The organism is Mycobacterium sp. PTI7 (genome assembly GCF_056679845.1).
This window is the reverse complement of record NZ_CM155252.1, coordinates 5,887,409-5,901,282: the sequence shown is the minus strand read 5'-3', so window position 1 is coordinate 5,901,282 and position 13,874 is coordinate 5,887,409. Positions and strand designations below refer to the sequence as shown.

At 66.4% G+C, this 13,874-nt stretch carries 6 protein-coding genes; all 6 read right to left on the bottom strand.

Translation table 11 applies throughout. The annotated features are described in order from the left end of the window. Positions 1 to 380 precede the first annotated feature (380 nt). Positions 381 to 1,526, bottom strand: coding sequence for a hypothetical protein (locus AC1MEY_RS28370; RefSeq protein ID WP_480228650.1), 1,146 nt, complete (start codon positions 1,524 to 1,526; stop codon positions 381 to 383). A gap of 3 nt (positions 1,527 to 1,529) precedes the next feature. Beyond that, on the bottom strand, positions 1,530 to 2,375 hold the full coding sequence (locus AC1MEY_RS28365; RefSeq protein ID WP_480228649.1) for a hypothetical protein: 846 nt from the start codon (positions 2,373 to 2,375) through the stop codon (positions 1,530 to 1,532). Between the two features lie 210 nt (positions 2,376 to 2,585). Beyond that, the gene (locus AC1MEY_RS28360) at positions 2,586 to 5,219 is read right to left on the bottom strand and encodes a GAP1-N2 domain-containing protein (protein ID WP_480228648.1); all 2,634 of its coding nucleotides are present in this window, start codon (positions 5,217 to 5,219) and stop codon (positions 2,586 to 2,588) included. Then, positions 5,216 to 7,639, bottom strand: a complete 2,424-nt coding sequence (locus AC1MEY_RS28355; RefSeq protein ID WP_480228647.1) for a SaeA-related protein — start codon at positions 7,637 to 7,639, stop codon at positions 5,216 to 5,218. The genes AC1MEY_RS28360 and AC1MEY_RS28355 overlap by 4 nt, the downstream gene beginning before the upstream one ends. After that, the gene (locus AC1MEY_RS28350) at positions 7,590 to 10,277 is read right to left on the bottom strand and encodes a hypothetical protein (protein ID WP_480228646.1); all 2,688 of its coding nucleotides are present in this window, start codon (positions 10,275 to 10,277) and stop codon (positions 7,590 to 7,592) included. The genes AC1MEY_RS28355 and AC1MEY_RS28350 overlap by 50 nt, the downstream gene beginning before the upstream one ends. A 2-nt stretch (positions 10,278 to 10,279) precedes the next feature. Next, positions 10,280 to 13,819, bottom strand: a complete 3,540-nt coding sequence (locus AC1MEY_RS28345; RefSeq protein ID WP_480228645.1) for a tubulin-like doman-containing protein — start codon at positions 13,817 to 13,819, stop codon at positions 10,280 to 10,282. Positions 13,820 to 13,874: the final 55 nt, after the last annotated feature.

Below are 13,874 nucleotides of genomic sequence, written 5' to 3'. Positions count from 1 at the left end.
GCCTTCGCCATGACCTGGGCGTTGCGCTTGCTCCATCCGATGAGTTCGTAGGGGCGACCTCCTGCTCGTGGGTCGAATCGACCAGCCGCCAGTACGAGTTCTGGATCTGCGAGAAGTTTTGCGACTAAAGGATTTCACGACGAAGACCAGCGTCTAGGTATCACTCGGGAACTTCTCCAAGTCGACGATGATCGACTGGTCATTCCCGTCACCAGCCCGGGTCACTTGTTGTCCCCGTGTGGACAATAGGCCCCGTTCTTGCCGTGCAACTGCCTATTCACACCAATGAATGGGCCGTTACGTTGCAATCGCGTTTTTGATGACGACATCCTCTTCGACCGTTACGAGCGCTATCGACAACCGTCTATCGGTCACTCGACTCATAGCAAGCCGCGCTCCGCCAGCACCCACCGCACGGGGTCCATGCACCGGAACGGGGAGATCCCGCTCGCGTTGAGTCGCTGCCCCTGCGGCGAGTCGCCGAGTGCCGACACCGCGAAGTACCGGGTGACCTGGCCACGACCCGACGCGTTAACAAGGTGCAACATCGAGCCCGCATCGAGCTTGGTCAGTAGGCTCCGAACTTCCGCGTCGAGCAGCCGGCTGTCGACGTCGTCGTAAGGGCCCCGCAACACGCCCGGATCACGCGAGAACGCGGCACCCGCATGCGACATGACCTGCCCCCATGAGTGCGTGGCAACGCGCCGCATCGCCTGCAGCGCATCGAATTTCGAGAGCACGATGGCCAACCGCGGCGCTCCTCCACTCATCAGTCGGAGCACGGTCCGCAGGACGTCGCGGGGATCGCCGCCCGTGTATTGATTCGTCGGCACCAAACCGGCCAGGATGGCCTTGACCTCCTGCACCCGCATTGGGTCGAACATGAAGATCACCGCATCGGCGGCTGAGAAGAACTCCCATTGAGTGCCACCAACGTTTGGGTCTTCCAAATCCTCGCCTGCGACATCGCGGATCGCCACGTACTGCGGCACGTTGTACCACTGCCCGATGTGGAAGATCAACGGATCGTGTTGATAGGTACCCTCAATGCGACCCGACGACGTGGACGGCATCAGACCGCGCTCCTCGAAGAGCGGTGTCTCGTAGTCCTTGCGGTATCGGGTCTGCGTCTCGACGTTGGCGGGCTCCAAAACCATGCCCAACTGCTCAAGACGGCGTTCGAGTTGTTTGACCATCACCGCGATGTACACGGTCTTGCCCGTGAACCGCGCACCGGCCATCGCAAGACAGGTAACCTGCCCCCAGCGCCAACGAGCGGGAAGCTTGTAGTGGCAGATCGGACAGACCTCGACTGAGGGGCCACCGAGTTCGGCGCTGGCCTGCTCGATCGTCGGATACCCATTCGGGGTGGTGGCGGTGTTGATGTCGAGGACGCGACCCATCTTCACCGGATGGCCGCGATACGCCGAGGCCGCCTCGTCGGGTTGGGTGTCGTCAGGCGATACTCGCGTGAACGACCAGATGTCGGCGGGCAGGACGTTGAAACAGCGCGGACACTTCGTCACACGTCACCGACCTCGGATCGGCGTCAGGATTCCGGCGACGATGCTGTCGAGCAACCGGGGATCGGACATGAGATGTTCGGCCGCGCCAGCACCGGGGGGCGGTGGGGGAAGCAACGCACCGGTGAAGCCCAGATAACTTAGTGCAGATCGTGATTGCGATAGCACCAGCCGAGTCACCTTGCCATGCGAGGAGTTGCGCAGCGTCGGCCCCGGCGCGTCGGTTACCACGACCGTCAGTCCGGCCACCCCTGCCAGCGCGTCGACCGCTGCGTCCAGATTGGCACCGACTCCGTAACCGACCTGCTCGATCGCGGAGCCGATGCGAACGGCGAGCTCACCCGAACGTCCCGCGGGAACTGCAGTATGGCGTTCGTCGGCGAGCAGCACGTTCACGGGTTTGGCACCCGATACCACCGCCGAAATCCCCGCGATCACGTCGGCCACCGCTGCCACGGAGCCGTTCGCGACCGGTAACGACATGGACGCAGAGGTGTCCACCACGCAACCGATCGCGACCTGCTCAGCCGATGGCAGCCGATCCAGACCCAGCACGCCACGACAGGCGATTCGAGCACGCGTCGCCAGGGGCGGGAGCTCGTCGTCACGCTGGATGAGACGCGTGGTGACCACCACTTCGTCGGCGCCAGCGGGAGCGATGCTCGCCAATTCGATCGACGCCAATCCCGAGACATCACGTGGCGATAGCTGCGCCACATCGGAATCGAGGTCACCGACCGCGTCAGGCCCAATCGACACGTACAACACGGTGTTCGGGTCGAAGCGCTCGCGGCCGGCCTCAGGCACAGCCGCGATTACGATCTCTTCCTCCACCCTGGGCACGATCAACATGCCCGCACTATGGCGCCGCACGCCTGGCGCCTCCGCCAGCGAATCCTCTAACCGGGCGACCAAGCGCACGCCGGCCTGCGGACCCTGTAGCGACAGCGTGACGGTCAGCGGCCTACGAGGCAGACGCGCAGATGCCGTGCCTTCGAGAAGGTACGTCGACATCCTCAAAGTTCCTCTCGGTCAGGGCGCCAACGGGTGCGGCGCCGGGGCTCAGAAGCGGTGGTCGCGGAACCAGTCACGGGCCGCCCTGGGAAAACGCTGGAAGAAGTCCTCGGCGCGTTCGGCGGTGCCGAGGCGCACCGTATCCCACGCCACGGTGCGCAACGCCCGCTCGTCACGCGGCCCGCGATAGGCCTTCCGCTCAACCAATCGCGTCACGACGTCATCGAGTCGATGTCGATCGAACGGCACGGATGGACGCTCGGCCCCGCCGTCCATCGTGGACAGAAATGCCTGACTCGCAATCCAATCGACGTCAACGAGGTCCGCAATGACGAGGTCGGCGATCAACTCCACCACCCGTCCGGCCCCGCGTCCGACGCGGTGCCGTAGCGCCTGTGCTACCGGCCCCTCGACACTAGCCCACAGCTGATCGGTGGATTGCGCCGCGACGAACGCCGCGCACAGCGCGATGGCCAGCTCGTCGTTTAGCGGGCTGATGTGCTCAGCAGTGAGATTTGCGACGACGACGGGTGCGGCATCCTCGAGCGCCGTCCTCGCCACGGCCGTGGTCAGCGGCTGAGCCGTGACCAACTGGCGTAACTGCGCCGCGGCTATTGCACTGTCAGACTGAGGATCCGCACCGCCGGGATCGACCGGCAGGCCGGCGACCAGCGCGATAAGATCCGCCGACACGGGCTGATACAGCATCGTCGACCCGAGCATCGCAGGGGTGACACGGTGCCGCCAACGGTTGAACACGTCGCTGAGAGCAGCGCTGTCGAACTGGGCGTGCACCGCGAGCCGCGACGCGAGTTGTCGGCACTCGGCATCGGAGATCCGTTCCGACTCCAAGGCCCAGAGGAGCGCGTCCTTGGTCACATCCCCCAGCTGACCCTGCGGGATGTCCGCGGCATCGTAATCACGGAGTAAGGCATCGACGAACCACGGGTACAACGCCAGGTCCACGGGCTTCGGGTTCGGCGGCAGCACCAGCGTCTCATCCGTCCCGTCAGCCATCACCCAGCGCCAGGTGGCGGAGGACATCGTCGCCAGCGCACCGCTGGGTAGGTCCGCGACAGCCGGACGCAGGATGGCCCTCCTGACATCCGGTGGGATGTCCGGCTGGCCGGTCACGATTGCGGCGGCGGGCCCGCCCAGGCAGCTGAGGTCGGAATCCGTCAGCAATGACCTGACACGGTCCTCGGCGGCGTGGGATTCGGGTTCGTCGACAGCGAGTCGGTCCAGCAGCGTGATCACTCGCAGCAGACGTCGGGCGGCATACCCCGTCGCGTCGGGCAGGCGATCCTCGAGCTGGTCCAATATCCGGCTGACGAGCGGTCCCCATCGGTGCGCGGGCACCGTACGGACCCGTTCTACGTCGGTCAGCGTCAACTGCTCTAGATTGCCCGGATCGGCGAATGCAATTCTGGCGAATTGATCTGCTGCACGCGGGTATCCGCCGCGGGCCTGGGCAGTGCGAAGCCGCTCAAGCGCCTCGTTCATGTCGGTTGGCGCGGTCGCCTCTGCGGCGTCGGCGACGAGATCGGACATCGGACCGGCCAGTGGCAGATGTACAGGGGCCTCGTCGGCGACAGCACGCCGCGCCTCGTCGTGAAACTCGTCCAACTCTTCGCTGCCGAGCACGGCCACCGCCAGTGGCCAGAGCGGCGATAGGTCGTAGTCGCCGATCTCCAAGGCGATGGCGTCCTGGCGTGCCAGGAGCGCTACCGCCGTGGATTCATCGTCGCCGAGGACTCCTTCGGTCAGCGTCGACCAAGGCGTCACCACGATCTGCGCGTGTCTGGTGGTGTGCGCCGCCCCCAACTCGCGGACCGTCGGCTCGTCATCCTCGTCGATTATCACCCAGTCTCGGTGGTCGAGATCCGCCGCCGACTCGCGAGGGATGACCACTACGTCGACGCCCCGAGCCAGATCGATGGCCGCTTGCTCTGCCCGGTCGAACGTCGACCAGCTGAATCTGCGCGCAGAACCGGGTGACATGAAGAAGCTGATGGCGGCAAGCCATTTGGGCCCGTGCTCCTGATCGCTGGTGACGAGAACAACCTTGGGACCGCCGGACATCGCGCTGTACACGGCGTCCAACAGAACCCGGAAGACACCCTGCCTATCGACTGTGGTGCCAATGAGGAAGTCGATGCTGGCGCTCGCGGTGATCTCGGGGTTTGGCGCGGGCGGGCGATCGGAACTCAGCTTGGTCTCCAGCACCTCCGCCGCCCCGTACGGTCTACGCCAGTCGGGCGAACGCCACAGTTGGATCGGCCTCAGCGTCGACGGCAAGCGCACGTCGCGGTCGAGCAACACGTGCGCCATCACATTGCCGGGTCTCCCCGTCGCGTCCGCGCCTGCGGCGGCGGTGTGCCAGTATCCGGCCACCGTCGGACTGAGCGTCCCATACGCGAGACGCGCAGGACGATCTGCGATTTGATCGGTCGTCGGATACTCGGGGAGCGCCGGGTCGACGTCGAACTTCGTGACCACCCTGGCGGTCAGTGCGTCGCGTTCCGCGGCCGTCAACCCACCGAGTTCGTCCTTGACCTGCCAGCCGCCACCGACCCCGCTGACGTCATCGAACGACGAGTAGAGCATCTGCGCATAGCGGACCGTGGACTCCGGAGTGACCTTCGTCGCGGGCGCGGCTGCCGGCAGCGAGTACGACGTCACTGCTGAGCCCCCGCACGAGGTCGCCATAGCTCGTTGAGATCAGGATCGCGTAGCGCCATGGGGACCGAGGTACTCGACTGCCCGAAGAACAGCCGAAAGAAACCCTCAACCCCACTGAGGTCAGCGGTCCACTGCGTGTTCCACCCGTCGTGCCGCGGAATGCGGTCGAGCACGCACTGTGGCACCCCCTGGCCGCCCTCCGGCGGCCGAAGGTAGATGAAGCGGCCATCGTCGGGCGAGAGCGGGAAGCGGTCCGGGTTGTTAATGAGGATCAACGGTGGCGGTACCTCGATGTCCAGCTCCGACTGCAACCAGATCGCGGCCACCGCGCTGTCCTCGCGCACGACGAGCTTGTAGTCCACCCGTGCGAGTCCGGGATACTGCAGCGTGGTGATCTCGCCGCGGATCTCGGTGGCCTCGGAGTACGCGACGGGCACAAGGCACACCGCAACGCCCGTCGCCGTAAGCGGCGGAGCGAAAGTCATGCCACCGTCTCGCTCGTACCGCGCCTCATTGATCTCCGCGAGGGCTGTTCCGCTGCAGATCTCCTCGGGGGAAGCGGAGCTGCGGCCCACGAATGCCTTGACGCTCGCCGCGCCCGCGGGCCAGCCGAAGGTGGCGATCTCGGCGTGGTACCGCTCGATGAGTTCGGCAGCGGTGACGGGAGGCAGGGCGCGGGCAGTTATCGCGATCTTGCCGACGTGCGCTCGCCCGTTGAGCAATGTGACTGGAACAAGAAAAGCACGCTGCCACTTCAAAGGCCATGGTACACCTCGCATTTGGGACCGCACAGCGTCGACCGGGTTCACCGGGTGCTTGATCCGGCTCTCCTCGGTGAGACCCATCGGCCCGAGTGCGTTCTCGTCGACCTCGGCGCCCTCGACCCCGCCGAAGGGCTCGGACGGCAGCCGGTACACCCGAACCGTACCCGCTTCCGGCGTCGTCCAGCTCACGTCGAACTCGGACTTGGCGTCACCGGCGACCGACACGGTCAGATCGTTGACCGGTTGCAGCACAACAGAAACCAGAACTTCCTGTTGCGAGTGCTTGGACAGTCGAGGCGAGTCACCGACCGTCACCTCGGCGAGGGCACGGTACAGATAGCGCTGACCGCGCTCGGCGGTGGTGTCGACGAATCCGGTGAGGTTGAGTTCGTCGGCGCAGATACGGTAGCGTTCATCGTTCATTGCGCCGATATTGCCGCTCAACGGCAGCCGGTATATACGCACACGGTTGGTACCCTCATACACCGACCACTGCCCGATGACGCGGCCCTCGTCCTCGGTGATCACAAATTCGTCGACAGGACTGACCTGTTCGCCCTCGGCCACTAGGAACGGCTGCGATCGGCAGGCGTCCTCCTGGTCGCGTCCGATATGGCACCACACCTGATAGGTCCGCACCGCCGATGTGAAGAAGCGCGGGTCGTCGACGAACAGCCCGGTCGTGACGGCGATCAGGTCACCGATCTCGGGCTTGTACGGCACAGAGTCCTCGCCTGAGACGATGCGATAGAGCACCATCTTTCCTGCGTCCGCGACGTGGGCGTCGAACGACAGTGACACTGTGCCGTCGGCTGCGGTCTTGAACCTGACCTTTGTGGGTTGAACTTCGGAATCGCCGAAGTCGTAGGTCGCGAAGTCGCGGTGCTGCAGGTTGAGGAGTGTCGCGGAAGCACGCGGCTCCTCTTGTGGGACAGGACTTGGCGGGAACGGTTGCGTCGGAGGCGGTTGGGAACCAGTGGGTGGCGCGGCGTGCCGCGGTTGTGTCGGCGGCGGGATCGGCTCGACCGGAGGCGGACTTGGCGGCGGAGGCGCCGACGTCCCGTTGAACGCCGCCATGATCGCGGCGACTTGGGGAGCCAGGTGCGCCGCGGGTCCGCCGATCCGCTTGCCGATTTGCTCCGCCTCGGTGTGGTTGAACTTCACCAGGTTGCGCAGCGTGGCGTCCTTGATGGAGTCTGCGCCGTCGACGCCGTCGGCGATCGACTTCGCCCGCCACTTCATGAGTTCCTCGACGAGATCCTGTGGTACTGGCGGTGCAACCGGATCCGGCGCCGGCTCGGGCGTCGGGCTGGGGGCGGCTGTAGGCAGGGGCAGATCGCGGCTGGGGCGCAACAGATGCGACGTCAGCTGATCGTTGGCAGCCGTCGCGTCCACACCGAACTTCACCTGTGTCAACAGGTGGGCGATGGTCTCCTCCCACGCGGCCGCCTCTGGCGAGGTGACGCGCTGCTGCCAGTTGTCCGGATTCGTCGCAATATCGATCACATCCGCGTCCGACGGAACCCGATGCCCCGCCGCCCGCGCACGCGCGCTGAACAGCCTGAGCACCGCGATACGCCGCGCGTACTTCTTGTCGACTGCCGGATCAGGCACGGAAACCGCCGCCCAGGTCAGGCGGACGGAACTCGCCAGCATCTTTCGACGCCGGGTTCGACGACGCCTGGCCGTCGAAGCCAGCCGTGGGGATGGCGCCCTGCCAACTCTGCTCACGGTACGCGTCGACCGCACCCACCGCTAGGTAGTCAAGAGGCATCGCCTCACTGAACTGCGTTGCTACACAGATAGTTCCGATACCGTCAGCCACACGGTGACGGACGTCGTCCACGACTGCACCTGCGTTCGAGGTGGCGGCCAGGTCGGTGAGTAGGCTGCGGTCGAACGCGCCCGCGGCGGGCACCGGTGCCGGTTGGTCGACCTCGGCAAGGAACTCGGGGCGGGACATCGGTGCGCCGCCCGGCACGTCGACGCGGTTGACGAGGGTGTCGACGAGACCGGCCAGCGGTCCGTGCAGCGCCGACTGCGCCCGGTCCCACACCACGTCGGCGCCGTCAGATGTTCTTGTCCCCGCGAAGAGTTCGTCTGACCACCGGTCCAGCGTCGATCCACTACCCCGGCCGGGCTGGGTCCACACGGCGGCGCTGTCCGCCGTAGTCTCCCGGCCGTTCGTTGCACCGGGTTGGGTGGACAGGACGAGGTTCTCCCAGGGCCCGCTGAGCCAGCTGACGTTGAACAGTTCACGACGCAGGTAGCCCACCGCCCCGTCGACGTCTGTATCCGCAGGCGAGGCATAGGCGATGGCCGTCGACATCGGCAACCCCCACCCGACCCGCAGATCCACGTCGGGGCGGTAGATGTCAGGTCCGAGCGGAGCGGCGAAGAACGCCCCCAGTGCGCGGCTCCAGGAGAGGAACTCGCCATAAGCCTGAGACAGTCGATTCAGGTCCCGCAGCGCGGCCCGCAGGTTCTGATGGTCGACCTCGCGACGATCGATCATCGCCCTGCGTTTGTTGAGCAACTGGAACAGTTCCTGCTGGCTGCGCCAGAACGCGTTGGCGCACAACCCGATCCCGAGCAGGTAGGCCACCAGTGCGATGACCACTGCCCACCACCACTCGAGCTTGTCCTTGTACGCCAGGAAGGCCACCGCGGCCGTCACGACGATCAGCAGGAGGACCGTGACCTGAATCCACCGCGCGAGCCGGGTGTTGCGGCCCGGCTCCGGCGGGAGATCGCCCGCATCCCGTAACTGCTGTAACAGTTGGCGCACCTCGCCGTACGCGTCGGCGAACGCGTCGGCCAGCCTGCGCCCGACCGTGACGCCGAAACTCTGCGAGTTCTCACGCTGCCAGGCGTCAAGGGCGTTGAGCGTGGATCGCGCCTGTAGTCCGTGCTCGGGGGTGCGCTCCAGGTCGTTGAGCTTGTTCCGCAACGACAGGACACCGAGGGGGTCGGTGCTGTCGACACCGTCGGTGTTCACACTCGCCGCGACGGCACCGGGGATCGCGGTGAACCGTTGTGCCGGACCGGGAACGACGGAGGCGGCGTAGGCGAGAATGCCGCGGTTCGCGCCGACCTGAACGGGCGGTAAGTCGCTCGCGCGGACTCCGGCGTCAGCGATGGTCATGGCGGCGCGGCTGTAGTCCTGCCACACACCGGAGAGGTCGGTCCGCACGTTGTGGTCGCCGCGGTCACCGGACTCGAGCAAGTCGTTGAGCCGGCTGGTGGCCTGGGCGATGTCGCCCCACTCCGCGCGTTCGCCGCGCGCCGTGCGGCCGTTCACCACGACCTCGTACTCCGAATCGGATCCGAAGACGGCCTTGTTGACGCTGGCGGCGATGCTGGTCGAAACACCCTCGACGACAGCCTGGTACCAGGCGCTCGGCGCGTTCTTGATGGCGGCCCACATGAAGCCGAAGAACATCTTCAGCGCCTTCCACGCGCCGATCTTCTCCGTGGTGCGGGTCGCATAATCGCGGCGCGGCCCCTTGAGAATGCCTGCGTACTTGCGCCACAGGCTGTCCGACATGTTCGCGGCTGCCAGGCCGACGTCGTGCACGTGGACGACCGGCGACCGCTGATCGCTGGGCAGCGGCAGGGTGCCGTCCTGCGCCAGCAATCGCCGGCGCAGGCCCGCCTCAGCGTCACCGGTCTCGACCTTGCGGTAGAAGGAGCGGGCCAGCCGGACGACCTCGCCCGGCGGAACCGAGGCGTCGTCGAGCGGACGGTGGTCGATCTCCGACCACAACCCGAGCAGCGCGGCGATCACCGGCGCCGCGTGCCTGCCGATCGATTCGGCGGACGAATCGCCCGCCAACTGCACGTGCCCCATGCGGGGCCCGCGGCCGTCTTCGGGGTTGACGAGGATGTTGTGCCAACCGTCAATGGCCGCACGGGAACCTGTGGTCCTTGGTGCACCGGGACGTGCCAGCAGGCACCGCACCCGCACGGTCCTGCCGACTCCGGACGTCGAGGCCAGGAGGTCGGTGGTGAACCGCTCCTGGGCGAGCGTCAGCGGAACGTCGGTGCCCGTCAGCGGCACCACCGCGCACACGCGCGTGATGTCGGCGCGCTGGCTCGACACGATCTGCTGGACGGTCACGTCAATCTGCCGCCCGGCAATCACCTGCACCATGGTCGACGGTGGCGAGACGTCGGTCGGATTGGTCACCCAGTAGAACGGCTCGATCAACTTAGCTGCCGACAAGTCCGTCAGCGCGGACAACACCCCGTCAGCGGCTCCAGCGGGTGCGAGGAACACCGTCAAGGCCCTCATGATCAGAAACTCCCTCCCTTGGGGACCTCGAACGTCGTTCCCATCTGCGGAGGTTCGAAGGTCGGACCGCCCGGACCCGACGGCGGTCCGGGCGGAAACTGGTCGCCTCCCGCCTCCGGCTGAATCGCGGCCTCGGCGCAGTCGGGGATGAACTCGATCAGTCGCCGCGTCGCCCAGAAGACGTCCGGCGCGACGTCGCGGAAGATCGGCGTCTGCGACGCCTGCGGCCGAATCGAGATCGTGGAGAACGTCCCTCGGCCGGGCGCGCCCGGCTCACCCGGCCCGCCGCCCTCACCGGGCGCCATGTAATGGGCACCCGCGAAGTCGTGGAACTCCTTGAGGTAGGCACGCACCCGCGTCGCACGCTCATCGACGGACACGCCCTCTCCGGTGCCAGAGATCACCGACGGCACGCCAGTCCCCAGATTGCCGTTGCGCAGGAAGCGGGTCAGGTGGGTCTTCGCGGCGAGCGTGTGCAGACCCGCCACCGGATCCTCGTACGCGTCGTCGTAGATGCGGCGCAGCGCACGATAGGGATGCATCGACGTCAGCACCGGTGGCTGATGCGACTGCGCGATGGCGATCAGCAGACCCTCGAGAATAGCGGGCAGCCAATCGTAATCGGCGAGGAAGTTCCCCGGCGGCGTCAACAGCGGGTTCGGGAACGGCAGCCACCGCTGGTCCTTGGTGTCCCATACGTGCGCCGGTTGCGTGAACGGCTCCGCGGGCAGGTTGATGAAACCCAAGGCGCGGCCGAGGACGTAGCCCGCGACCATGGTGCGTCGCTCGATCTCGGTCATCGGCAGCGCTGCGGCCAGCGGGCGCGCCCTGCGTCGCGTCCAGAACGCCTCGCGCGCAGTCGGCGACGCGGCCAGCCACTGTCGGGCGGCTCCTTCGACCACAGCGGTGTACGCGAGCGGCGAGTAGTTGGGGTACGAACCGAAGATGTCGATCTTCTTGATCTTGGCCTCGTCGCTGAACGCCCGGCGCAGTCGGTCCCCACTGTTGTTGTCGATGCGCTTCTTGTCGGACAGCGAGGTCACCAGCGCCTCGCCGACCGCCATCTCGCGGAACGGCACTGACGAGAACTTGTAGTGGTAGACCATCTGGCTCACGCCGTGGAGCGCCTGCATGGCGTTCTCGTTGACGCTCGCCAGCGGGCGGGCGAGATCGATCGCCTCGCCGAACTTGAGCAGCACGTCCTGCGCCCGCTTGGCCAGTTCCGACTCCGGTGGCCTATCGGCACCGGTGACGTACTCGCGCAACGACACCGAGCAGAAGTTAGCGAACGAGGCGCCGGGACGCGCGACGAAATCGCGTGCCCTCGCCACCAACTCGAACGGTCGCACGTGGACGTTATAGCCTGCGCGCTGGGCGATGAGCCCCTCTCGGGTCTCCGGATGGGTGGGAAACGCGCTCGAGCGCCATTCCGTCGTACGCTCGATGACGGGCTGGACGGCCCCCGGCGCGGGGATGCCGCCGACGGCGTTCCAGAGACCGGTGATCACGTGCGACACCGCACGCGCAGTGCCCTCCTCGAAGCTGCGCCGGTCGGTCGTCTGAATGTCGACCGCCTGCGGCAGGTCGATCTCGTACCTGCCCTTGAAGGCCGCTGAATTCGTCAGCATGACCTCGTTGGTGGCCTCCGAGAAACGCGCTGCCACAGTCTCATCCGCGTCCGACGGCCACGCCGAGTAATGATCGGTCTTGAGGTGGGCCAGGCCCAGATCGCCGGATGTCGCGGCGGCCGCCTGGCGCAGCACACGCTGGGTCTCGTCGAGAGCGTCGACGAGGGGGTCGAGCACTTCGCCGGTCATCTTCCCGACGGCCACGCTGATGAGTTCGGCGAGCGACGCGTAGATCTGCCGCTCCACGGTTCCGCCGGTACTACCGAGCACGCGTTCGAGTACCTCCGGCGGATTTCCGAGCGTGCCCTTGCGCTGGGCCAAAGCGGCGACGTCGGAGGGCATGTCGGCGATGTCGGCGGGTGCGTACTTGGCGAGGTCCTGCCCGCCGGGAAGAACCACGTCCTGCAGGGCGCGCTGCACGCGTTTCAGGAGACCGGTGGCGTAGGGCATCCCACGCAGGGCGAGGGCGTCGGCGACGGCACGCTCGAGCCGGGTGACGAAATCCTGCTGCCAGTGGAAGGCCACGGCGTACGCGACCTCCTGAGCACCGCTGCGCAGGAACTCGCTCCGTTCGGTGAGCACCTGGCGCACCCGGCCAATCCACTGGCTGGCGGCGATACCGTCCGTCTGCGGCATGTACGGCCGCAGCGTCCCGTTGACGACGTTGCGCGCGAACTGGGACACCGCATCGGCGGGAAGGACGGTGCTCCCGATCCACGGCCCGACGCCACTGCCGGCGTCGGGTAGCCCGAGTTCGCGACCGATGTTGATCCACTGGTTGTCGAGGATCGCGTTGACCTGCTCCTCGTCGGAGGCGGTGTTGCCCGGCTGCTTGTGCCCCCACAGCAGTTTGTCGACACTGCCGCGCGCCAGTCGCTGCGACGCGTACTCGGCGTACCGGTCGCGCCCCATGCTGAGGCTGGCGAATCCGAAAGAGCCCCAGGGCAAATTGTTCCACTGCGCGTTGCCCCAGCCGAGGAACTCGCGGTAGCCGGCTACACCGCCGCCGTTGGTGAGGTCGTACTCGACGAACTGCTGACTGGCCGAGGCACTGAGAATCAGCGCCGCCAAGCCGCGTCCGAGACCGCGATACACCGCGTTGGGGGTGCCGTCCCCGAACACCGTGCGATCAGCGCCGACATACCGGCCGACGGGGAACACCCGCGCGAACGGAATGATCTCACCCTCGCCGTTGTCATGACCGAGGGCACGCAGCAGGTTGACGTCGTGTTCGCGCGCGGCGCCGGTCTGGCTGGCCACGATCTCCCCCAGCATCGCCAGAGCGTTCGCCCGAACACCGGTGCGCGACGACTCGTCAAGCGTCTCGAAGATGTCCGGCGCCACCATGAAAACGCCCATCAGGCGCGGGTCGACTCCCGAGACCATAGTGAGCACGCGGCAGATATCCAGTGCCATCGACGCTCCCGCGCCACCGGCCATCGAGGACACCACCAATACGACGGGCTGATCGCCGGACGAGTACTGCCCGGCGCCGGGGATCGACAGCGATTTCATTTCGGTGTCAGTCGATGTCAGATAAAGCTTGTCCCAGGCTCGTTGGAGCGAATCCCGAACCTCACTCACCCGACTCAGGGTGATCATTCGCCCGAGTGAGCGGTACTGGCCGGCACCGGTGCTCAGCGGAACGTGCACGGCTTCCGGATCCCGTGGCGCCCAGGTCGCGATGGTGTCCAACGCCGCCTTGCTCGCCAATTGCGCTGACATCGCATTGTCAAGGACCTTGTAGGAATCGCTCAGCGGTCCGGTGCCGACGTACGTGCCCCCCTGGTCCTTCACCGACCCCACGTCGCGCAGCGGCGACGGCGACGTCGGGACGTCGAGGTGGACGAACTGCCATCCCGCGGGGATCTTGTTGATGCCGACGTCGGACAGTTCGGACCGGAGTTGATCCATCATGTATGCGAGCGCGGCCCCGCCAGAGCCTCCGCATCCAACGATGAGATACCGG

What these genes read in the sequence shown, in the direction of transcription:
- AC1MEY_RS28350 (WP_480228646.1), bottom strand. Translation starts at nt 10,277, where the DNA reads ATGAGGGCCTTGACGGTGTTCCTCGCACCCGCTGGAGCCGCTGACGGG.
- AC1MEY_RS28345 (WP_480228645.1), bottom strand. Translation starts at nt 13,819, where the DNA reads ATGGATCAACTCCGGTCCGAACTGTCCGACGTCGGCATCAACAAGATC.
- AC1MEY_RS28355 (WP_480228647.1), bottom strand. Translation starts at nt 7,639, where the DNA reads ATGCTGGCGAGTTCCGTCCGCCTGACCTGGGCGGCGGTTTCCGTGCCT.
- AC1MEY_RS28365 (WP_480228649.1), bottom strand. Translation starts at nt 2,375, where the DNA reads ATGTTGATCGTGCCCAGGGTGGAGGAAGAGATCGTAATCGCGGCTGTG.